The organism is Parabacteroides sp. AF14-59 (genome assembly GCF_003479515.1).
Classification (GTDB): Bacteria; Bacteroidota; Bacteroidia; order Bacteroidales; family Tannerellaceae; genus Parabacteroides; species Parabacteroides faecis.
In genome coordinates, this window is record NZ_QUHH01000036.1 from 16,977 (window position 1) to 39,687 (window position 22,711).

Annotated in this window: 25 protein-coding genes; 15 read left to right on the plus strand and 10 right to left on the minus strand. The window is 41.9% G+C overall.

Going from position 1 to position 22,711, the window contains the following annotated elements; genetic code table 11:
- Positions 1–18: 18 nt before the first annotated feature.
- The 13 genes from rplR to rplQ all read left to right on the plus strand — a co-directional run bounded on the left by rplR (position 19) and on the right by rplQ (position 7,104).
- Positions 19–363: a 50S ribosomal protein L18 gene (rplR, locus tag DWW23_RS24750; RefSeq protein ID WP_122357141.1), complete on the plus strand. Its 345-nt coding sequence runs from the start codon at positions 19–21 to the stop codon at positions 361–363.
- Positions 364–368: 5 nt separating this feature from the next.
- Positions 369–887, plus strand: a complete 519-nt coding sequence (rpsE, locus tag DWW23_RS24755) for a 30S ribosomal protein S5 (RefSeq protein WP_122357179.1) — start codon at positions 369–371, stop codon at positions 885–887.
- Positions 888–903: 16 nt separating this feature from the next.
- The gene (gene rpmD / locus DWW23_RS24760; RefSeq protein ID WP_009859531.1) at positions 904–1,080 is read left to right on the plus strand and encodes a 50S ribosomal protein L30; all 177 of its coding nucleotides are present in this window, start codon (positions 904–906) and stop codon (positions 1,078–1,080) included.
- Between the two features lie 29 nt (positions 1,081–1,109).
- Positions 1,110–1,556, plus strand: coding sequence for a 50S ribosomal protein L15 (rplO, locus tag DWW23_RS24765; RefSeq protein WP_122357142.1), 447 nt, complete (start codon positions 1,110–1,112; stop codon positions 1,554–1,556).
- 3 nt (positions 1,557–1,559) lie between these two features.
- Positions 1,560–2,900 carry a preprotein translocase subunit SecY gene (gene secY, locus DWW23_RS24770; RefSeq protein WP_122357143.1) on the plus strand — a complete coding sequence of 447 codons (1,341 nt, stop codon included), beginning with the start codon at positions 1,560–1,562 and terminating at the stop codon, positions 2,898–2,900.
- Between the two features lie 4 nt (positions 2,901–2,904).
- Positions 2,905–3,690 (plus strand): type I methionyl aminopeptidase, encoded by a 786-nt coding sequence (map, locus tag DWW23_RS24775; RefSeq protein ID WP_122357144.1) that lies wholly within the window; start codon positions 2,905–2,907, stop codon positions 3,688–3,690.
- A 10-nt stretch (positions 3,691–3,700) separates the two neighbouring features.
- Positions 3,701–3,919, plus strand: a complete 219-nt coding sequence (gene infA / locus DWW23_RS24780; protein WP_009318521.1) for a translation initiation factor IF-1 — start codon at positions 3,701–3,703, stop codon at positions 3,917–3,919.
- A 12-nt stretch (positions 3,920–3,931) separates the two neighbouring features.
- Positions 3,932–4,048 carry a type B 50S ribosomal protein L36 gene (ykgO, locus tag DWW23_RS24785; RefSeq protein WP_005645768.1) on the plus strand — a complete coding sequence of 39 codons (117 nt, stop codon included), beginning with the start codon at positions 3,932–3,934 and terminating at the stop codon, positions 4,046–4,048.
- 34 nt (positions 4,049–4,082) lie between these two features.
- Entirely contained in the window at positions 4,083–4,463 is a 381-nt protein-coding gene (gene rpsM, locus DWW23_RS24790; protein ID WP_009859527.1) for a 30S ribosomal protein S13, read from the plus strand.
- An 11-nt stretch (positions 4,464–4,474) separates the two neighbouring features.
- Positions 4,475–4,864, plus strand: coding sequence for a 30S ribosomal protein S11 (gene rpsK, locus DWW23_RS24795; protein ID WP_005634781.1), 390 nt, complete (start codon positions 4,475–4,477; stop codon positions 4,862–4,864).
- A gap of 123 nt (positions 4,865–4,987) precedes the next feature.
- Positions 4,988–5,593 (plus strand): 30S ribosomal protein S4, encoded by a 606-nt coding sequence (rpsD, locus tag DWW23_RS24800; protein ID WP_122357145.1) that lies wholly within the window; start codon positions 4,988–4,990, stop codon positions 5,591–5,593.
- Positions 5,594–5,605: 12 nt separating this feature from the next.
- A complete protein-coding gene (locus DWW23_RS24805; protein ID WP_122357146.1) occupies positions 5,606–6,598 on the plus strand; it encodes a DNA-directed RNA polymerase subunit alpha in 993 nt (330 codons plus the stop codon).
- A gap of 8 nt (positions 6,599–6,606) precedes the next feature.
- Positions 6,607–7,104 carry a 50S ribosomal protein L17 gene (rplQ, locus tag DWW23_RS24810; RefSeq protein WP_122357147.1) on the plus strand — a complete coding sequence of 166 codons (498 nt, stop codon included), beginning with the start codon at positions 6,607–6,609 and terminating at the stop codon, positions 7,102–7,104.
- A 78-nt stretch (positions 7,105–7,182) separates the two neighbouring features.
- Here rplQ and DWW23_RS24815 read toward each other — a convergent pair whose 3' ends face one another.
- The 7 genes from DWW23_RS24815 to DWW23_RS24850 all read right to left on the minus strand — a co-directional run bounded on the left by DWW23_RS24815 (position 7,183) and on the right by DWW23_RS24850 (position 13,379).
- A complete protein-coding gene (locus DWW23_RS24815; RefSeq protein ID WP_122357148.1) occupies positions 7,183–8,763 on the minus strand; it encodes a lipopolysaccharide assembly protein LapB in 1,581 nt (526 codons plus the stop codon).
- Positions 8,764–8,784: 21 nt separating this feature from the next.
- Positions 8,785–9,723: a PstS family phosphate ABC transporter substrate-binding protein gene (locus tag DWW23_RS24820; protein WP_122357149.1), complete on the minus strand. Its 939-nt coding sequence runs from the start codon at positions 9,721–9,723 to the stop codon at positions 8,785–8,787.
- Between the two features lie 198 nt (positions 9,724–9,921).
- Positions 9,922–10,737 (minus strand): energy transducer TonB, encoded by an 816-nt coding sequence (locus DWW23_RS24830; protein WP_187576765.1) that lies wholly within the window; start codon positions 10,735–10,737, stop codon positions 9,922–9,924.
- A gap of 14 nt (positions 10,738–10,751) precedes the next feature.
- Positions 10,752–11,414 carry a biopolymer transporter ExbD gene (locus tag DWW23_RS24835; RefSeq protein ID WP_122357151.1) on the minus strand — a complete coding sequence of 221 codons (663 nt, stop codon included), beginning with the start codon at positions 11,412–11,414 and terminating at the stop codon, positions 10,752–10,754.
- Between the two features lie 12 nt (positions 11,415–11,426).
- Positions 11,427–12,035: a biopolymer transporter ExbD gene (locus tag DWW23_RS24840; protein ID WP_075558828.1), complete on the minus strand. Its 609-nt coding sequence runs from the start codon at positions 12,033–12,035 to the stop codon at positions 11,427–11,429.
- 5 nt (positions 12,036–12,040) lie between these two features.
- Entirely contained in the window at positions 12,041–12,850 is an 810-nt protein-coding gene (locus DWW23_RS24845) for a MotA/TolQ/ExbB proton channel family protein (protein WP_122357152.1), read from the minus strand.
- Between the two features lie 130 nt (positions 12,851–12,980).
- Positions 12,981–13,379: a hypothetical protein gene (locus DWW23_RS24850; RefSeq protein ID WP_122357181.1), complete on the minus strand. Its 399-nt coding sequence runs from the start codon at positions 13,377–13,379 to the stop codon at positions 12,981–12,983.
- Between the two features lie 237 nt (positions 13,380–13,616).
- Between DWW23_RS24850 and eno the strand changes: the two genes are divergently transcribed.
- Complete coding sequence (gene eno, locus DWW23_RS24855) at positions 13,617–14,903, plus strand: phosphopyruvate hydratase (protein ID WP_122357153.1); 1,287 nt, start codon at positions 13,617–13,619, stop codon at positions 14,901–14,903.
- An 80-nt stretch (positions 14,904–14,983) separates the two neighbouring features.
- On the opposite strand, the gene DWW23_RS24860 is transcribed toward eno, so the two are convergent.
- From DWW23_RS24860 to DWW23_RS24870, 3 genes are all read right to left on the minus strand, one after another.
- Entirely contained in the window at positions 14,984–17,542 is a 2,559-nt protein-coding gene (locus DWW23_RS24860; RefSeq protein ID WP_122357154.1) for a T9SS type A sorting domain-containing protein, read from the minus strand.
- Positions 17,543–18,046: 504 nt separating this feature from the next.
- Positions 18,047–19,075: an aminotransferase class I/II-fold pyridoxal phosphate-dependent enzyme gene (locus DWW23_RS24865; RefSeq protein WP_122357155.1), complete on the minus strand. Its 1,029-nt coding sequence runs from the start codon at positions 19,073–19,075 to the stop codon at positions 18,047–18,049.
- A 52-nt stretch (positions 19,076–19,127) separates the two neighbouring features.
- Positions 19,128–22,127, minus strand: coding sequence for a glycoside hydrolase family 3 N-terminal domain-containing protein (locus tag DWW23_RS24870; protein ID WP_122357156.1), 3,000 nt, complete (start codon positions 22,125–22,127; stop codon positions 19,128–19,130).
- Positions 22,128–22,326: 199 nt separating this feature from the next.
- On the opposite strand from DWW23_RS24870, the gene rplS reads away from it, so the two are divergent.
- Complete coding sequence (rplS, locus tag DWW23_RS24875; RefSeq protein WP_122357157.1) at positions 22,327–22,674, plus strand: 50S ribosomal protein L19; 348 nt, start codon at positions 22,327–22,329, stop codon at positions 22,672–22,674.
- Positions 22,675–22,711: the final 37 nt, after the last annotated feature.

Consider the following 22,711-nt stretch of genomic DNA (forward strand, 5'->3'; position numbering starts at 1 on the left):
ACGTAAACTGAAATTATCATGACAACGAAGGAAGAAAGAAGATTAAAAATAAAACGAGGTATACGTGGCAAAGTTTCAGGAACTCCTGAATGTCCGCGCCTTACTGTGTTTAGAAGCAACAAGCAGATCTATGCACAGGTTATAGATGATACTACAGGTAAAACTTTGGCTGCTGCTTCATCTTTGAAATTAGATGTTAAGGCTCCTAAAAAAGAAATCGCTGCCCAGGTTGGTGGATTGATCGCTAAAAGCGCTCAGGAAGCTGGTGTAAAGGCTGTAGTTTTTGACCGTAACGGTTACCTGTATCATGGGAGAATTAAAGAATTAGCAGATGCTGCACGTAACGGCGGCCTTAAATTTTAATGAAGATGGCAGGAGTTAATAATAGAGTTAAATCGACCAACGACTTAGAGTTGAAGGACAGATTGGTTGCAATCAACCGCGTAACTAAAGTAACAAAAGGTGGACGTACTTTTAGTTTTGCTGCTATTGTAGTAGTAGGAAACGAAGATGGTATCATCGGTTGGGGCTTAGGTAAAGCCGGTGAAGTAACGACAGCTATCGCTAAAGGTGTAGAAGCTGCTAAAAAGAATTTGATCAAGGTTCCTGTTCACAAAGGTACTATTCCTCACGAACAGCTTGCTAAATTCGGTGGCGCACAGGTATTGATCAGACCGGCATCTCACGGTACCGGAGTAAAAGCCGGTGGTGCTATGCGTGCTGTATTAGAAAGTGTTGGTATTACTGACGTTTTGGCAAAATCAAAAGGATCTTCAAACCCTCACAACTTAGTAAAAGCTACTATTGCTGCTTTGGGTGAATTGAGAAGTCCGTTTACTGTTGCTCAGAACAGGGGTATTGCTGTTGAAAAAGTGTTTAGAGGTTAATTAGGGAGGAAAAATTATGGCAACTATTAAAATTAAACAAGTTAAGAGTAGAATTAAATGCCCGAAAGACCAAAAAAGAACACTTGATGCACTGGGCCTGACAAAATTGAACCGTGTAGTAGAACATGAAGCTACTCCGGCTATCTTGGGCATGGTTGAGAAAGTGAAACATTTGGTTTCAGTAGAAAAGTAATAATTGGTTGAAAAAATAAATTATAAGATATGAACTTATCAAATTTAAAACCTGCTGAAGGATCTACTAAGACCAGAAAAAGAATCGGCCGTGGTCCGGGTTCAGGATTAGGAGGTACTTCAACAAGAGGTCATAAAGGAGCAAAGTCTAGATCTGGTTATTCAAGAAAGATCGGATTTGAAGGTGGTCAGATGCCAATTCAGAGACGTTTGCCTAAATTTGGTTTCAAGAATATTAACCGTGTGGAATATAAAGCTATCAATATCGCAACATTACAGTTAATGGCTGAATCTCAGAACATAACTAAGATTGGTGTTGATGAATTGATCGAAGCTGGTTTTATTTCTGCATCTCAACTGGTTAAAATTCTTGGTAATGGTAGCCTTACTGCTAAATTAGAAGTTGAAGCTCACGCTTTCTCTAAGAGTGCAGAAGCAGCTATCCAGGCCGCAGGTGGAACTGTTGTTAAACTCTAAGTCATGAGAGCAGTTGAAACAATAAAAAATATCTGGAAGATTGAGGATCTGAGAAATCGGATCCTCACCACTCTTTTATTGGTGGCTATATATCGCTTCGGAACGTATGTAGTGCTTCCTGGTATTGATCCTCAAGCGTTAACCGCTTTACAGGCGCAGACAAGAGGCGGATTGCTTGCACTGTTGGATATGTTTTCAGGTGGTGCATTTTCTAATGCTTCTATTTTTGCATTGGGTATTATGCCCTATATTTCCGCTTCAATTGTTATGCAGTTGTTAGCCATTGCAGTTCCTTCTTTCCAGAAATTGCAGAGAGAAGGAGAGAGTGGTCGTAGAAAGATCAATCAGTGGACTCGCTATTTGACAGTAGCTATCCTGTTATTCCAGGGACCTACTTATCTGGTGAACTTAAGCGTTCAGCTTAAAGCCGCTGGAGCAGCATTACCTCCGGGTATCCTGTTCACCGTTTCTTCTACTATTATTCTGGCTGCAGGAAGTATGTTTATCTTATGGCTAGGTGAAAGAATTACAGATAAAGGTGTTGGAAATGGTATTTCATTTATCATTTTGATTGGTATCATAGCCCGTCTGCCACATTCATTGTTCCAGGAATTTATTTCAAGAACAAGTGAAAAAACTGGTGGTCTGGTTATGTTCTTGTTTGAAATGCTGTTTCTTTTACTTGTTATTGCCGGTGCTATTTTATTGGTTCAGGGAACTCGTAAAGTACCCGTACAGTATGCTAAGAGAATCATAGGTAATAAACAGTATGGTGGTGCTCGTCAGTATATTCCTTTGAAGGTGAATGCTGCAAACGTAATGCCTATCATCTTTGCTCAGGCAATTATGTTTATTCCTATTTCTATTGTAGGATTCTCCAGTACTGGTGATCAGAGTGGTTTTTGGGCTGCATTTATGGATAATACCGGTTTCTGGTATAACTTCGTCTTTGCAGTATTGATTATCCTCTTTACTTATTTCTATACAGCTATCACGATCAATCCGACGCAGATGGCTGATGATTTGAAGAGAAACAATGGATTTATTCCGGGTGTTAAACCGGGAAAAAGTACCAAAGACTATCTGGATACAATCATGGACCGCATTACTCTTCCGGGTGCATTCTTCCTGGCATTGGTAGCTATTATGCCTGCTTTTGCTAGAATCGCCGGTGTTAGTATGGAGTTCTCACAGTTCTTTGGAGGAACATCTTTGTTGATTTTGGTTGGTGTAGTGTTGGATACATTACAGCAAGTAGAAAGTCATTTGTTGATGCGTCATTATGACGGTTTGTTGAAGTCAGGAAGAATTAAGGGTCGTACAGGCTCAGTTGCCGCTTATTAGTAGAATGATCTATTTAAAAACAGATGAAGAAATCGAGTTGATGCGTTCGGCCAATCAATTGGTCGGTCGGACACTGGGAGAATTGGCAAAACATATTGCTCCCGGGGTGACAACTCTTCAACTCGATAAGATTGCTGAAGAATTCATTAGGGATAATGGAGCTGTTCCAGCCTTTTTAGGGTATGGTGGTTTTCCTAACTCAATATGTGCTTCTGTCAACGAACAGGTAGTACATGGTATTCCTTCCTCAAAAGCAGTTTTAAAGGAAGGTGATGTAATATCTGTCGATTGTGGAACGATATTGAATGGTTTTGTTGGTGATTCTGCTTATACATTTTGTGTAGGTGAAGTTGCTCCGGAAGTAAAGAAATTGTTGAAAACAACAAAAGAATCTCTTTATCAGGGAATTCAACAGGCTGTGGAAGGAAAACGTGTTGGGGATGTAAGTCATGCTGTGCAGACATACTGTGAGTCGAAAGGTTACTCTGTTGTAAGGGAACTGGTGGGACATGGTATCGGACGCAAGATGCATGAAGAACCTGAAGTACCCAATTATGGACGATATGGCTGCGGACCTTTATTGCGTAGTGGAATGTGTATCTGCATTGAACCTATGATCAATATGGGAAGTAAGAATATCGTTTTTGAAAAGGACGGTTGGACAGTGCGTACAAAGGACAGAAAGTGCTCTGCTCATTTTGAACATTGTATAGCGATCAGACCTGACGGTCCTCAGATTTTGTCTTCATTTGAATTTTTAGAAGAAGTCCTAGGAAGTAACGCAATTTAAATTGATTTATATGGCTAAACAAGCAGCTATTGAACAAGATGGAGTTATTGTAGAAGCATTGTCGAATGCAATGTTTCGTGTAGAATTGGAGAACGGACATGAAATTACAGCTCACATATCAGGAAAAATGCGTATGCATTATATTAAAATTCTTCCTGGTGATAAGGTGAGAGTGGAAATGTCTCCGTATGATTTATCAAAAGGTAGAATTGCTTTTAGATATAAATAAAAATAACTAGATATGAAAGTAAGAGCATCTTTAAAGAAGCGTACCCCTGAATGTAAGATTGTAAGAAGAAAGGGTCGCTTATATGTAATTAACAAGAAAAACCCTAAGTATAAACAACGTCAGGGATAATTTATTATTTTTGCAAAATAATTAAGTAAGTAATATGGCTATAAGAATAGTTGGTGTAGACTTGCCACAAAATAAAAGAGGAGAAATCGCTTTGACTTATATCTATGGTATCGGTCGGAGTGCTTCAAAATCTATTTTAGAGAAAGCAGGCGTTGATCGTGATATCAAAGTGAAAGACTGGACAGATGATCAGGCCGCAAAAGTACGTGAAGTCATTGGCGCTGAGTACAAGGTAGAAGGTGATCTTCGTTCTGAAGTTCAGCTAAACATCAAGCGTCTGATGGATATCGGATGCTACAGAGGTGTTCGTCACCGTATTGGTTTACCATTGAGAGGTCAGAGCACAAAGAACAATGCTCGTACTCGTAAGGGTAAGAAGAAAACTGTTGCAAATAAGAAAAAAGCTACTAAATAATAAGAGTTGATATGGCAAAAAAAACAGTCGCAGCAAAGAAGAGAAACGTAAAAGTAGACGCTTACGGTCAAGCTCATATTCATTCTTCTTTCAATAACATTATTGTGTCTCTTGCCAATAGCGAAGGTCAGGTTATTAGTTGGTCTTCTGCAGGTAAGATGGGATTCAGAAGTTCTAAAAAGAACACTCCGTATGCCGCTCAGATGGCAGCACAAGATTGTGCTAAGGTAGCTTATGATCTTGGTTTGAGAAAAGTAAAAGTATTCGTAAAAGGACCGGGTAACGGACGTGAGTCTGCTATCAGAACTATCCACGGTGCCGGTATTGAAGTAACTGAAATCGTTGACGTTACTCCGCTGCCTCACAATGGTTGTCGTCCTCCGAAAAAGAGAAGAGTATAATTAACTATAGTTTCTTGAACATTGAATCCGGAATTGTGAATAGATTGCACAAAGACCTTATCCTCTCTGTAATCGCGGCTGCACGGTTCCAGATTCAGACAGAAAAATTAAAACAATAAAAAAATGGCAAGATATACTGGACCAAAAACAAGAATTGCCCGTAAGTTTGGTGAGGCTATATTCGGACCGGATAAAGTTCTTTCTAAAAAGAATTATCCTCCCGGACAGCATGGTAACGCCAGAAAAAGAAAAACTTCTGAATACGGAATTCAGCTTCGCGAGAAGCAAAAAGCAAAATACACTTATGGTGTATTAGAAAAACAATTTAGAAACCTGTTTGAAAAAGCACAGCGTTCAAAAGGTATTACCGGTGAAGTTCTGCTTCAGTTACTGGAAGGCCGTCTGGACAATGTAGTTTTCCGTTTGGGTATGGCTCCTACAAGAGCAGCAGCCCGTCAGTTGGTTTCTCACCGTCACATTACAGTTGATGGTAAGGTTGTAAATATTCCTTCTTACTCTTTGAAAGCCGGTCAGATCGTTGGTGTTAGAGAGAGATCTAAGTCTATGGAAGTGATTGCTGATGCATTATCAGGATTCAATCACAGCAAATATCCTTGGATTGAGTGGGATCAGTCTTCTTTAAGCGGAAAATTACTGCATCTGCCGGAAAGAACTGACATTCCTGAAAACATTAAAGAGCAGTTGATCGTAGAATTGTATTCTAAATAATAATTGATTTCCATGGCGATATTAGCATTTCAAAAACCCGATAAAGTATTAATGTTGGAAGCGGACAATTTCTTCGGAAAGTTTGAATTTCGTCCGTTGGAACCCGGCTATGGTATTACTATAGGTAATGCTCTGCGCCGTATTCTCCTGTCGTCGCTTGAAGGTTTTGCTATTACATCCATTAAGATCGAAGGGGTTGACCATGAATTTGGTACAATCCCCGGTGTTATTGAGGATGTAACAAACATTATCTTGAACTTGAAACAGGTACGGTTCAAGCATATTGTAGACGACATAGAGAATGAAAAAGTAAGTATTACTGTTTCGGGTTCCGAAGTGTTCAAAGCCGGTGATATAGGTAAACAACTGACCGGATTCGAAGTATTGAATCCTGATCTGGTTATTTGCCGTTTGGATCCGAACGCTAGTTTCCAGATTGAATTAACGATAAATAAAGGACGCGGATATGTACCCGCTGACGAAAACAGAGATCCGAATGCAGACGTTCACGTTATTGCTATTGACTCTATTTTCACTCCTATACGTAACGTTAAGTATTTAATCGAGAACTTCCGTGTTGAGCAAAAGACGGACTACGAAAAGTTGGTTCTTGAAATAGCCACAGATGGTTCTATTCATCCGAAGGAAGCGTTGAAAGAAGCTGCTAAGATTCTGATTCATCATTTTATGTTGTTCTCAGATGAAAAGATTGCGATCGAGACAGTGGATACTGACGGCAATGAAGAATTCGATGAAGAAGTTCTTCACATGCGCCAGTTGCTTAAGAGCAAGCTAGCAGATATGGACCTTTCCGTTCGTGCTTTGAATTGCTTGAAAGCTGCAGATGTTGAAACATTGGGTGAACTGGTTAAATTTAACAAGAATGACTTGTTGAAATTCCGTAACTTCGGTAAGAAGTCGCTCACTGAACTTGATGAACTGCTTGAAAGCCTGAACCTTTCATTCGGTATGGATATCACGAAATATAAATTAGATAAAGAGTAAGTAAAGCGATGAGACATAATAAGAAATTTAATCATTTAGGTCGTACAAATACTCACCGTGAAGCAATGCTGTCTAATATGGCTTCTTCTTTGATCAAGCATAAGAGAATCTTTACGACAACAGCAAAAGCGAAAGCACTTCGTAAGTTTGTTGAACCTCTGATCACAAAATGTAAAGAGGATACAACTCACTCAAGACGTGTAGTATTTAGTACTTTACAGGATAAAAACGCTGTAACAGAACTTTTCAAAGAAGTAGCTCAGAAGATCGGCGATCGTCCGGGTGGTTATACCAGAATCATTAAGACTGGTAACCGTTTAGGTGATAACGCTGCAATGTGCTTCATTGAGTTAGTTGATTACAACGAAAACATGTTGAAGGATAATGCAACTAAGAAAACTACGAAAACAAGACGTTCTCGTAAAAAATCTACAGCTGCTGAAACAGCTGCTCCGGTTGCTGAAGCTCCTGCAACAGAAGCAACAGAAGAAAAGGCTGCAGAATAATTTCTGTAAGTTATATAAAACAAAGACAGCCGTCATTTTTATGACGGCTGTCTTTGTTTTGTATGGATATTAAATATCTTATTTAATATTTTCCAATGCTTCCTGTGCTGTAGCATTAGAAGGATCAATTGCCAGTATCTTATTCCAGTATGATTTGGAACTCTCCATATCTTGTTTAAGATAGTAATAATAAGCTAGATAGCGGTAACATTCCGTCAATTCATTACGATATTTGTCTTTATTTTTTTCCAGCATAGAAATACAGGTCTCATAATAGGGTTTAGCTAATCCCTGCTCTGTTTCCGGATCCAGTTGAGATTGTGTTCGCGCTTGCCATAAACTTCCCAGATGACTATCTGGTACACGTTCTTTTACTATAGCAAACAGGCTATCGGCTTTTGTTAAATAATTATAGGCTTCCAAGCTGTCTTTGGTCGCTGCTGAATAATAATATTTACCCAGTTGATAATAATCGGCCGCTTCCGATTCTTTACCTAATGACTCTATATACTGTGTATAGGCATTAATCGCCTCAGAATCTTTTTCACTATTACTGTATACTTCAGCAAGGTCTTTGTACACTTCTGTGTGAGCCGAGTTTTCTTTTATTGCTTTTAGCAATGCTTCTGCCGCTTTATCGTACTGCTTGGCTTTGTTGAGTAAGCGACCGTAGTATAAGTAATCCTGCCATATGTATTTAGCATCCGGATCATTGAAAAATGTATTGATTTCTTCAAGTCCTTTTTCATATGCTTTTGTTTCATAGTTATTATAAATGCATAGACGTTTTAACAGGAAATTATTGGGATCGATTGCCTGCCCTTCATTAATCACCTGACTTGCTTCTGCATATTGCTTGTTGAAGAACAGAGCAGATGCGTAATGAATCAGATTGTCAATAGAGTAAAGACCTCCTGCCATATATGTTTTATATGCAGCTACCGCTTTGGAGTATGTTCCCTGTAATGAATAAATATTGCCAAGTTGATTATAGGCGGGAAGATAATCCGGATAGTTTGTAATTACTTTTTGGAGCATTTCTATGGATAATGCCGGCTGAACGCCCTGGTAAACATTTGCGTATTTGAGATAAGCTTCTTTGCAGGAGGGATCGAAGTGAATCGCTTGTTCATATCTGCCGGCAGCATCTCCCGGTTTATCTTCACAGATTAACATATCGCCTTCATATATGTAAATAGCCGGATCATTGATGTTATACTTTTTGGCATTATCGAGGGCAGTCTTTGCTTCTGAATTCATTCCATAAGTTGAATAAGCTCTGGCAATGGCTACATAAACCGATACATTTTTCTTATCAACTTTGGTTGCTGTATCAAATGCTTTTTGGGCTGCCGCCTTGTCTGTTTTTAGTAATACTTTCCCTTCTCCCACCTTATTATAAGCGTAATCGGAAGAAACAGTCCAACCTTTTTGATAGTTTGTAAGGGCATCGGCTGTTTTTCCGGCGTCGAAGGCTATTTCTCCCAGGTAATAGAGCGCTTCTGCCTGTTCTGCGGGAGAACCGTTTAACTGTTTATTGAAAAGCTGGCTTGCAATCGTTGGTTCACCGGCTTTATAATAGGCAATTCCTTGTTGGTTATCTGCGTGAATAGCTATCGCTATCAGGCTTAATATGAGTATATATAAATTCTTTATCATAATGATTGATGTTTATAGGGTTTATAATTGATCTCTGACATTGACCAGCCGGACAGTTTGTGTAGCCGGAAGAATTCCGGATTTGAGAATGATCCGTTGTCCCCGGTCGCTGGTGATAAAGGTGGTAAAACCGGAAGCCAGTCCCATACGCGGTTCTGACAGGATCAGGTAAACGGACCTTGTCATCGGATATTCCTTTAGGGCTATGTATGCCTGATACGGTTTAAAGCTATTGGTAACGGTCGCTTTTCTGTATCGACTGACTGCCATCACTTTTATATCGTCCAGAAAACTCATACATGTTGAATCCAGTGGGTTACTGATCCAGTTTACTCCAATGATACCCAGTGCTCCCGGAGTTTTAGATACATAATCCATTACCTGCCGGTTATCTTTCATCGCATGAAGATTACCATTCAACGGTTCTCCGCCACAGATTGAATCAATAGCATAACGAACAGTTCCGGAATTCGGATTGTCGAATACCACTTCTATTTTTCCAGACTTATTATCCGTAGTAAACTCTTCCCAATCCTTGATCTTGCCTGTCAGTATATCTTTTAATACCGGAATGCCGATCAGAGAGTCTGTATTTTGTCTGTTTGTGATTAAAGCGATAGCATCGGTTGCGATATGAATACTTTTGGGAAATAGCTTTCTGCCGTTCATATATTCAGTCTCTTCCTGGGTTAGCGGTCGTGAAGCGATTGCCAACCGTGTACTGTCATGTAATAAGCGGTTGATCGTTTCTGTTTCACCGGAGAAGTAGGGAACTATACCAGCCTCTTTATAAAGACTTTCAAACACGGCGATCTCTTCTCCTATGATCGGAGTAAAGCAACCGTCGGAGGCAATTGCTATTACACCGCTCGTAGGAGTATCGTCCGGCGAATTACTATTTTTGCTGTTGCATGAAGCTAACACCGCTATACATATTATTATATACAATAGATTTCTCATCGTTTATTGTCTTTTACCAGCCTATATCCTCTGAATATTGTGTAACAAAAGAATAAGACACCAAATATCATCCGCATATAGAATGACATATTCTCGTTAAACAAGTTCGTGAAGATTAGAAGAAAAGACATGCCGAGGTATATCACAATCATGGATATACCCCAAACAAGCCTCATATTTATACACTTTACCTCCATCTTATTGCAATCTGAAGCGTACCGGGACAGTGAAATAGACCGGTACAGGTTTACCATTTTGTTTTCCCGGGACCCATTGCGGAAGAGACTTGATAACACGTATCGCCTCTTTGTCGCAGGATGGATCTAACTGTCTTAGGATCTCCACCTTGGTGACTTCGCCTGTCGGACTGACAACAAAACGGAGTGTGACTGTTCCTTCGATACCATTTTCAGCAGCAATTACCGGATACTTTAAATGAGTACTGATGTATTTCAACAGTGCTTCGTTCCCACCGGGGAATTGTGGCATCTGTTCTACAGCTACGTAAGGAGTCGTTTCCTCCTCGATCACTTCTTTGTTATCTTTCAGGTCGGCGATGTCGATTGCGTCTTCACTGTCAGAACCTTTTACATCGGCAACAGAGATAGCCAACTTGGATGTGGTCAGCTCTTCCTGTGTTTTGATCTCCTCTTCATCCCTTACATCTTTGTCCGCTTTGATGACAGGCGGAGTAAATTTGATTGTACTTTTCAGTACGGGAGGAGGAGGGGCCTCGATATTACGAATTTGATTTTCTTCCGGCACCTTCGTTTCCATCTGCAGGTTAGAAAGTGTTGTAACTTCCAGTACCTGCTCTTTGGTATGTTGCGGGATGACAGATTTGATTAAAGCCGGAATGGTCATTACCAGGATTGCTCCGATGGTAACGGCGATCAGGGCACGAATATGTCTGCGGGAAGAATTTTTGCGTAGCTCATAAGCTCCGTATTCTTTATTCTTTCCTTTGAAGATCAAATTGGTCCATTCCGGTGAGTTTAGATTTATATTATTAATATTAATCATGATCGTCATTTTTTATTCGCCTGGGCGATCTCCTTGGAAAGTTCGCCCCCGCTTTTTAGATTATCAACCAGGAATTTGTCTCCGTCAGTGATATCGACAATCGCATATTTACCTATGTTGCAAATCTGCATTTCGTCGAGTGCATCCACCAGGTCTTTGTAAGAAGCATCGTCGGTAGCTTTGATCAGTACGACCGGTGCGTCTTTACCTCCTTTTATTTCTGCGGCTTGCTTTTTGAACTCATCTTCGGAGATTTCTTTATTCAGCTTTTTTACTTTCAGTTCCGTGATCTTCTGTACGGCATAGGCGTTACGTTCCAAAAGAATGTTACGTAATCCGGTGGAAGAGAAGTCGGTCGTCTGCAGCGATTCAACATGTTCGTAATCCGGTTCGCCGAAATAGTAATACACCTTGCTGTCTTCACCCAGTATAAGAGTGATGGCTTTGGAGGCTTTTACTTTCGTCTGTTCGGCTTCCGTCACATGGTCTTTCGACGGCATACTGATCTCCATGGTCTGCGGTTTGCTGAGCGAAGTACAGAGCATGAAGAAAGTAATCAGCAACATGTTCATATCCACCATCGGAGTAAAGTCCACACGGATATTCACCTTTTTCTGTTTACCTTTCTTGCCGTCGCCTTTTCCTTTATCTGTATTTACTTCTGCCATAACGTTTGTTGTTTAGGCATTGTCAGGTACATTTTTGAGAGTAGTGATCAGGTTATACCTGTTTTCCCTCAAGTCCTGCAATGTGTTCATAATGTTCTTAATCTTCGGATAAGGAGTCTGTTGATCGGCTTTAATGGCAATCACCAGGTCACGGTTTACTTCGCGGGCATGTTGAACCCACGCTTTAAACTGGTTGTTGGTACTGTCGGCCGGGATTCCGTAGTTGACTATTAACCGGTCTTGTTCGGATCCCGGGAGATTCAGAAACTCCTGCATATTCTGGATAGGAACACCGAAGGAAGGAAGCAGACTGAATTCATATATTTCTTTGTCGGTAAAGTTTATACCATAATCTTTTCCCAGCATCTTCAATACATTTGCCTTATCTTCCTGTTTATCCAGGCTCATAAATACTTTCCCGTCCGGGTCTACCAGGATTGAAAGAATATTTGTTTCCGGTATTTTGATTTCGGAAACAGACCCCGGTGTCGTTACCATAACCGGTTCTTTCTGAATAAAGGTAGATGTCAGCATAAAGAAAGTAAGCAGCAATACCGTTACGTCACTCATTGCCGTCATGTCAATGAATGTACTTTTGCGTTTTACTATGATCTTAGGCATATGCTTCAGTGTTTAGCGGCGAATGTCTGTACGATAGAGAAGCCTATCTCGTCAATAGCATAGGTAATATTATCTATTTTACTGGTGAAATAGTTGTATGAGATGATGGCCATGGCACCGGTGGCGATACCTAAAGCCGTATTAACCAGCGCTTCAGAGATACCAGTAGACAAAGCAACGGAGTCGGGAGCACCTGCATTAGCCAAAGCGGCGAACGAACGGATCATACCTAATACGGTTCCCAGCAACCCAAACAAGGTACCTAACGTTGAGATCGTAGCGATGACAGGCAGGTTCTGTTCCATAGTCGGTAATTCCAGCGCCGTACTTTCTTCAATCTCTTTTTGAATGATGACCATCTTTTGTTCTTTTGTCTGGTCTGCTCTTTGTTCTACATCCGCATAGCGTGTCAGAGCTGCGTTAACGACATTGGCAACGGAGCCTTGCTGTTCTTTACAGGCTGCTTTTGCGGCATCCAGATTACCTTCTTCCAGGTCTTTCTTTATGGTCTGCACGAACCCCATCAATCCTTTTTTCCCTTTGGAGCGACTGATAGCGATGAAACGTTCTACACTTAATGTAATAACAGTCAATAGAAGAGTGATTACAACAGGAACTATATAACCCCCTTTATAGATCGTACCTGCATAATTTCCGGGAAGCGGATGGTTGTCAGGATTATTATCCATGAAGTTAGATGGATTACCCAGGACGAATTCAAAGAAACATACAGCCAGGATAAAGCAAACGATAATAACGATACCGGCTGATACGCCGTTGGATGTTTTTAATATAACAGATTTATTTGTTTTCATAATTTTGATATTATATTGGAGATAATAAACAGAAAATAATAGTCTGAGTGCACAAATAAGGGAATGTGCATTCGGATCATACCTTACAAAAAAGGCATAACCATCGATTACAGTTGTTTAATCTATAATATCAAATAACGAGTTTTCGTAAAACGTAGATCCAAAGATTTCCACATTTACGAAGCGAAGAGTAGTTTATGGTTTGAATAGTAGATAAAGTCTCTGATACTTTATATTGTATAGCTTGACCTTTCAGATGTAGGAGGAGAAGGTTTTTATTGTTGTTCGATAATTTGAACAGTCGTTCGTAGTTGTCAGAAGCCGATATAGTACGGGTTGTTATATCATGAGACTCGAGGGGTACTTTTCCTACTTCAAACTTCTTAAGCTCTATATCCGGAGAAGAGGAACTTTCGTCATCGTCCAGGGTACATTCTTGGACTATCGTTCCGCTATCTGCATTGAACGCAACCTCCTGGCCGGTAAGGACCAGAATAAGGAGTGTCAATATGGATAGAATCTTTTTCATAACCCAACCAAAAAAGGACTTTTGTGTTAAAACATTTGGCAGATGCAAATGGTTGAAACTTTTTAGGAAAAAATATCAACTAATTCTTATCGCAAATTTAGATAAAATATTGAATCGTAAAAGAAAGTATTCTATTTATTCATCGAAAAACTCTATGAGGACTTGGCAACAATCGACATGTAAACTTTGTTATATTTGTACTGAGTGAAAAATAATAGAATACTAAATATTTAGGTTATGAAAATTGAAAAAGTAATAGGTAGAGAAATCCTTGATTCCCGTGGAAATCCGACAGTAGAAGTAGATGTACTTCTTGAATGTGGTGCGTTTGGCCGTGCTGCTGTTCCCTCTGGTGCTTCAACCGGTGAAAACGAAGCAATCGAACTTCGTGATGGCGATAAAAAACGTTATAGCGGCAAAGGTGTTCTGAAAGCCGTCGATAATGTGAACAAGATTATTGCGCCTGCAATTATCGGTATGAGTGCTTTGAACCAGCGTGAGATCGACCATAAACTGATCGCTTTGGACGGAACAAAGACGAAGTCTAAGCTGGGAGCCAATGCCATGCTGGGTGTTTCGCTTGCCGTAGCTAAAGCTGCCGCCAATTATCTGGACCAACCGCTTTACCGTTATATCGGCGGAACGAATGCTTATGTGCTGCCTGTTCCGATGATGAATATTATCAATGGAGGCTCGCACTCCGATGCTCCGATTGCATTTCAGGAATTTATGATCCGCCCGGTAGGCGCGAAGAGTTTCCGTGAAGGTTTGCGTATGGGAGCCGAAGTATTCCACGCATTGAAGAAAGTCTTACACGATCGTGGTCTGAGTACTGCTGTTGGTGATGAAGGAGGTTTTGCTCCGGCTCTTAACGGAACAGAGGATGCACTGGGTTCTATTATGGCTGCAATTAAGGCTGCCGGATACGAGCCGGGTAAGGATGTAACTATTGCTATGGACTGTGCTTCGTCTGAGTTCTATGATAAGAAAGGAACTTACGATTATACCAAATTTGAAGGTCCGAATGGTGCAAAGCGTACAGCTGCCGAACAAGTATTATATCTGACCGAATTAGTAAATAAATATCCGATCGACTCGATCGAAGACGGTATGGATGAAAACGACTGGGAAGGTTGGAAGAAGTTAACCAAGGCTTTGGGTGACCGTATTCAGCTGGTGGGTGATGACTTGTTTGTTACAAACGTAGAATTCCTCAAAAAAGGTATTGAAGAAGGTTGTGCCAACTCTATCCTGATCAAAGTAAACCAGATCGGTACATTGACCGAAACACTGGATGCTATCGAGATGGCTCACCGTAACGGATATACTTCTGTAACTTCACACCGTTCAGGAGAAACGGAAGATGCTACGATTGCCGACATCGCTGTTGCTACTAATTCAGGACAGATCAAGACCGGTTCGTTGAGCCGCTCAGACCGTATGGCTAAGTATAACCAGCTGCTTCGCATTGAAGAAGAATTGGGCAACCTGGCTGTCTATGGCTATAAGACTTACAAAAAGTAAGAAATAGATTTGATATATATTTGAAAGCCTCCCTGGTAGAATTATCAGAGAGGCTTTTTATGTATATGCAGATTTATCCTTTAGTGCTTTATACCTTGTATGGTCTTTGTCCCTTCCTCAGTAGAAAGCCTGAAGATATAAACACCAGTGGATAGGCTGCTGGTGTTCAGAGTGTTGTTCGGATGTTGTATTTTCCGTACCAGTTTGCCATCTGAAGAATAAACTTCCAACACCTTTACCTGCTGGTGATTTTGTATCTGAACTTCTTCGCTGAATACACGAGGGTGAATATCTATTTCCTCTTTAACCGGTGTCAGTTCGTTGCTGACGCTTGTTTCTATTCGGGCACTGACGGGAAGACTTTCCTCTTTTCCATAGAGGGCCGATACCTGAAACAGCGATACGTCGGAGATTCTGTTTTTGACCGTATATTGTGTTTGTGAGCCCGGCAGTGTCGCTAGTGGAGATTGATCCTGATACACCTTATATTCCGTCAATTCAGGGAAAGCTGTGATCAGGGAACTTTCGGGCAAATCAGAAACAACATTTGATCTTTTGACTGACAACCGACGTGTCTCCGAGGGTTCGGCTGGAGTAACCGGTATGCGTCGCATACCGGTTGCCGTATAGTTTGAAGTTAATTCACCATCTTGAGATGAAATGTTAATGGCCAGGAGTGTATTGGCATTTAACTCCTCCTTTGCGAAAGTTTTCCATTCTTTTCCGTCTAACGAATAAATATTTCCTTTTCCATCTATTGCCGGTCCCTCATCAACGAAAGCCGGATAAACGTCATTGCCATATTCTTTCACATGGATGGCTACCAGTAGCTCCTGATTAGAATCGATTACAAAGGGAGTTTTGAGTTTGACCGAATTGAATTTGTCAGGATCGGATTCGATGACATCTTCTTCATAGATACGATTTCCTTGCTTGATATATATACCGTATGTCACATTCGATACCGGATAGATGCAGACGTGTGTAATCGTTTTCTTATGCACGGGGGACAAGTCGCTCGTATCCCATTTTTGTGCGAAATAGAAAGGTTCCCCTCGTAATCCGTATTGATTGTAACGGCTTGACGTACCCCATCCTGCTAACTGATCGTATAAGGGAGCCGACCATTTCAATAAAATATCTCTGTTGTCTGTTTCCTGATATGTCAGATCGGCGGGGCCTTTATAGTTACTTCCTATCGTTTCCCCCGTTTGCGTCATTCCATACAGCGTGGTTACTCCCGTTTGCAATGGGTCAAGCCAGAGATCCATCCGGCCTGTATTGTTTTCGCTGTATTTATTCCAGTGGAAGGATAATTTGCCATATAGGTTTATGCCTTCGGGGTCTTCGCAACTGGAGTTACCTCCGCTCAATGTCCCGATGATTAATCCATTACTGTTGAACAGCGGTGAACCGGAAGAACCGCCTTCGGTTACTCCGTGTCCGTTGGGGGTTGCATCGTAGATGACATTCCAATGAGCGTTTTTCGCTCCTGTTTGCCATGTGTCTCTATTCTTCCAGGTTGCTGATTCTGTGGGATATTTACCGTAAGTGGATATCTTCATATAATCGCCTGCCGGATGGTGAATTCCGACTCCGGAGAGAGAAGGTTTGTTTATACGATCCCATCCATTGAAAAACACATCGTAATCGTCCGGTATATTCTGATTCAATAACAGGAGCAGGCCATCTGAACCGTATTCGACAGGGATAGCTACTTTTCGGGTACAACCGACCATGGTTTTGATCGGAAGGATCGGTGATTCGTTATCGCAACCCGAGTGTTCTTCGTGAAAATAAAACAACCATTGATTCAGCTCTTCGTCGGTAGCCTCCTTTGTTCCAGACATATTCTGTGAGCAGTGGAAGGCACTTAATACATAAGGCTTTTTATCTTTCGCTGTGTTATTTATCAAAGAAGCAGAGCAGATATAGGTGGCATCGTCTATCAATTGTATCATCTGAATGATTCCTTTCTTTTGGAGTTGCCAGCTGTCTCCCTCTTCGCAATTGATGTTAACCTGGCAAGGACCTGACTGACCGGCACCGGGGACTTCAATGGATAAGTGGTTGTATCCGTATCCTACCTTGTCGATTCGCAGAAGCACTTCTTTTCCAGAGGGGGCGGGTACATATTCCAGTACAGCTTCATCACCTGCGATAAGTTCGGTTGCAAAAGCTCCGTTCTGAGGATGTGTACGGTTAGTATAGGCTCCCAATACCTGGGTTTTGTTTGCATTGTAAATATACAATTTGCCTCCTTCCGGAATGTAGAAGTCGGAATAATAGAAGATCAGGGCAATTGCATCTTTCGCCTGCAGATGTAACTGCCATACTTGCTGACCATCAGGTAAGGTGATCCAGTCTCCGTCGTTCGCTATGTTGAAGTCGGTGTCGATTACTTTGGCAATACACAGCGGAGCACCTTGGCTAACATGCCATGCATCGACAGCTTTTAGGTCTTCGACACTGAAATTTACCGGGATTTGTATGGCTTGCTCTGTACTTCGCAAGTTTGATTTGAACTGGAAACTAGGCGGCAGGCCTCCCTCGCTGATCTGTGCCTGTAAATTAATGACTGTAAAAAGACAAAAAAGGCATATAGTCAGTTGTCGTAAAAGTCGGTTGCAAAGATTCATAGAATCGATATTTTTATATTAATATTAATGTGTATAATTCGGATCTCTTATCGACCGGAGTGTTCAAACTCAAGACGATACTGGTAATTCTTTACAAAGATAAAAGTTTCTATAAAGGATATTATAGATCGTTCTCTTTTTCTTGTTGTTTTATTTGTTGTATACAGTTTGGTGCCGGGTATTGAGGATTAAGCAATTTTATCCTGTATATTAATCGTTAAGCATATGACTTTTAACCGTTTTTCTTATGACTTTGATATAAGTAAGGTCTCTGTTTTATTTTTGTAAGGCATGGGTTACATATGTGTATTGTGTACTTTACGAAAAAGAAAAGCATGCATTACCTGTAAAGATGTACGGACTTTTACATTTAATACCAGGAAGGTTGTCTTTTAGATGGTGGGAATAACGATCTTAATCGTTTAGAACTGAAAAAACATTCCCGGCATGTCAATCTGATAGATATGCCGGGATTGAATTATAAATTGTAAATCAACTCTTTACTTATAGTTGGGCGAACCATTCGCGGATCGCATCGATCAGAATCTGATTCTCTACTGTTGTCTGGGTGGACAGGCGGATATACGTTTCATCCAGTCCGCGGAAGTTGGATGCATCGCGGATCAGGATACCATAATTGTCCCATAAATACTTTTTCAGTTCGGCTGCTGTCCCTTTTTTCAGGCGGACAAGGAAGAATGTTGTGGCCGTCGGTATCACTTCCAGATTGTCGAATTTATTCAGCTGATAGATCAGTTCGGCTGTTTCACGTTGCCATTTGCGGATAGGCAGGGTGAACTGAGCCGGATGAATCAGGATGTATTTGCTGGCTTCGAGTGCGATGGCATTGACCGACCAGGGGATGATATATTTGTTTACTTCCGCTGCTATTTCAGGAGAAGCGACCAGATAGCCGATACGTAATCCTGGAATATTGTATGCTTTCGATATAGACTGGATCAGGATCAGGTTCGGGTTGTTCTTTACGTCGGATGGTTTCAACATGTCTTCTGTCGTAAAGGCGACGTAAGCCTGGTCGATGATAAACTTTGTATTGCGGTTAGCTGCGATCAACCTCAGAAGCTCAGAACGGTGAAGCAGTTTTCCGTCCGGATTGTTAGGATTACATATCCAGCAGAAATCCTGTCCTTCCAGAGAAAGTTCCGAAAGATCATCGGAGGTAGAGAAGAAATTGATTTCATGTTCATGCAGGCGGCAAGCATCTTCATATTCCGAGAATGAAGGTACGGCAATGGTGGATTTAGCCCCTTTCCATGCCTGGGCGATCAGATAGAAGGCAGTGATCGAACCGTTTGTCACCACTACATTTTCTTCTTTTATTTCATACCGGCGGGCAAGCAGTCTTTTCAGTGATGCAGCATCCGGCTCCGGATAACGTGTCAGTTTACTGAACTGTTCATTAAGATGTTCCTTGAGTTTATCAAGGTTAGCACCGTGCCATACGTTAGAACTGAAGTTTATCTTCACTTCATTCTGCGAATTGTAAAAGTCATCACCGTGTCCGAATAGCATACTTTATTTGTTTTAGTAATTAATGTTGTTATAATAAGGTGGTGCAAAAATACTAATCTTTTTGGCTTTTCCTATCAATCGCCTTATAGATTGCATCCTGTATGCGTGTACGGATATCTAAGGCGCTGAGTTTGTTGTTGGCCCGTGACGGATTAACCCTGTTGCAGAGGAATATATAAAGTAACTGATTATCCGGGTCCACCCAGAAACAAGTTCCGGTAAAACCTGTATGGCCATACGTCGAAGGCGGTGTCAGGTTACTGCAGGGGGAACCTTTGTGCGTTCCGACGGCAGGCTTGTCGAAACCCAGTCCGCGGCGGCTTGTCGGGCTTTTGCTTTGAGTGAAAAGGCGGCAGGTTTCTGCTGACAAGTATGGTTCGTTGCCGTATGTGCCCTGGTTCAGGAAAAGCTGTAAAACTTTCGCCAGGTCGTTGGCATTCGAAAACAGTCCGGCGTTACCGGATACACCTCCCTGGAAGGCGGCAGCCTCGTCATGTACATAACCGCGTAATAACTGGCGGCGTACGAACTGGTCATTCTCGGTTGGGACGATTTGCAGGCTGTCCATTCTTTGGAGTGGGTTATAGGTCGTGTGCCAGGCTCCCAACCGGCTGTAGAAATCGTTATGAAGCAACTGGTCCATCGGCTGTTTCATCTGATTTTCCACCATCATTTTCAGCATGATGAAGTTGACACAGCTATATACGTACTTTCCGCGTGTACCGAGCCGTGAGTCTTTTATATCCTGCATGATACTATCTTTGAAAGAGTCGTGCAGGTAGAAGTTGCGGGCGACTTCGGTGGTAAATCCCGGCTTTTGGGTGGAAGACACCAGTTCCGGCAAGTATTTGAAGTCGTTGCGGACATAGGTCTTGGCATCGAAGCGTACCGGATGTGTAGCATTCTTTTCGCGGCTGTAAAGACTGCCTTTATAGCTGTCTTTATCAATTGCATCCAGGTAAAAGTTGATTGTGGAGATAACCCCCGACTGATGATAAAGCAGTTCCTTTATATTCAGGTCTTTTTTATTGGAGTCCTTCAATTCAGGAATATAATCCGATATTTTGTTATTGAGGGTGAACTTCTTTTCATCGTAGGCTTTCATTACCGCTAATAATGTACCTGCTGCCTTGGAGGCAGAGGCGAGGTCGTAGACGGAATTTTCTTCTACTTGCTGTTTCTGGTCGTAATCAAAATAGCCGAATGATTTATCGTAAATGATCATTCCGTCTTTAGCTACCAGTACCTGACAGCCGGGATAGGCTTTTTGTTCGAGTCCGTCTTCAGCAATCGCATCGATAACGTCCAGACGTACGGCATTGGCTCCGACTTCTTCCGGTTCATGGTAGCCGAGCCGTGTCTTTTCAGTAAAGATACCCGAACCGGCATGGAATAGTCCGGGAATCGTGACAGGCAGCTTGCCTTTGGCCGGGACTCCTCCGAAAATGACTTGTGCAGCATATTCCTGTGCAAGAGGGGTACCTTCGTATCCCATGACAACCGCTTTGGCCTTCATGATGGAACTCTTATATTCTTTACAGGAATAAGGCAGGGTAAAGAAAGCGAAGACTACTTCTTTTTTGGTGGTTAACTGACGGAGTAACAGACTTTCGGGGATACGGACAGTATGTATGCCGCAGATGATTACATCGTATTTTTCCAGTTGTTTATAGATGTTCTGAACTTGTGCGGCAGTTGAATTGCGGCTGATGCTAAAACAAGCAACACTGTCATAGCGTCCCAGCATTTCCTGAAACTCATTTCCGACGGATGCACCGATAGACAAAGCTGCAATCTTTTTTTTATCCAATTGTTTGAGCGGAACTATATTCTCTTCGTTCTTCAACAAAGTGATTGCTTCCGCGTTGAGCTTGGCTGCCAGCCAGGCGGCATGCGGTGAGTTCAGTCGTTTGCTTAACCCTTTCGTGTCGACCGGACGATAGTTGTTCAGTCCGGTAATATATTTATATTGAAGGATTTTTATGCATTTAGCCTCAATGTCTTCTATGCTGAGGATACCTTCGTCGATCGCTTCTTTGACAGCGGTAAAGTCATTGATCGGAGCTGCCGGTGCCAGCAAAATATCATTTCCAGCCAACAACGCCTTCACCGACGGGTTATCCGATTTGCGGGTGGTTGCACCTTTCATAGCGAGTGCGTCAGTGAAACACAGACCTCTGAAGCCCAGCTCCTCTTTCAGCAGTCCGGTGACGATAGGGCGGGAGAGGGAAGAAGGCAGGTTACGGGTTTTATCCAATGCCGGGATATAGAGATGTCCGGTCATGATCCCCGCATAACCATCATAGATATATCGTTTGAAAGGATATAGTTCGACACTGTCCAGACGTGCCCGGTCGTGGTGGACGGCCGGTAACGTGTTATGTGAATCTTCCGCTGTATCGCCATGTCCGGGAAAATGTTTGGCAACGGAGATGATGCCTGCACCTTCCAGTCCGCGGGCATACGCAATTCCCTTGTCGGCCACAGCCCGCGGATTCTCACCGAAAGAGCGCAGGCCGATGACCGGATTGTCTGTATTGCTGTTCACATCTATGTCTGGGGCAAAGTTTATTTGTATCCCCATCTCTTTGCACTGGCGGGCTACTTCCCGGCCATATTCAGTGATCAGTTTATCATCTTCGATAGCTCCCAGCATCATGTTCTTCGGGAAACGGGTCGTTCCGCTAAGTCGCATGGACAGCCCCCATTCCCCGTCCAGCGAAACGAACATCGGGACACGAGATGCTTTCTGCAGCCGGTTGGTCACTTCCGCCTGGGTGATCGGATTCCCTTTATGGAAAAGGATCCCGCCGACCTTTATCTCATTCACATACCGCATCAGCCGTTGCATATTGCGGTTCTCCGATTTCGGTTCGGCGATGACCATAAAGAGTTGCCCTATCCGTTCGTCGTAAGTCATTGTATCGAATACGGAATCAACCCAGTGATTCATTTTTGCCTGATCGACGTTGCGGTACATATTGGGTATAGTCTGTGCTTTGGCAGTCAGTAAACACACAGAGCAAAACAGTATTGTAAGTATCTTCCTCATCTTCACGTAATCATTATTATTCTCCAAAAATAAACAAATCTGCCGAGGTTTTATACGAGTGACGCAAATATTCTTCAATCTATTTGCGTATCAAATAAATCTTTCGTTACTTTGCATCCGCTTTGCGCAATCTCTGTCGGGACAGGTCGCCCGTTATATTGCGTTTCATTTTAAATTACAATTAAAAAGCTATAAAACAATGGATTTAATTAAGATTGCAGAAGAAGCGTTTGCTACAAAGAAGGAGTATCCTTCATTCAAGAGTGGTGACACTATTACAGTAGCTTACCGTATTAAAGAAGGTAACAAAGAACGTATCCAGCAGTACAGAGGCGTAGTGATCCGTATCTCAGGACATGGTGACAAGAAACGTTTCACTGTTCGTAAGATGTCTGAAAACGTTGGTGTAGAGAGAATTTTCCCGATCGAATCACCGTTCATCGAAAGCATCACTGTTAACAAGCTGGGTAAAGTACGCCGTGCTAAATTGTATTACCTGCGTGCTCTTACAGGTAAGAAAGCAAGAATCAAAGAAAGAAGATTCTAATCCGTTTGGATTTAATTGCCATACAAAAAGCCATCCG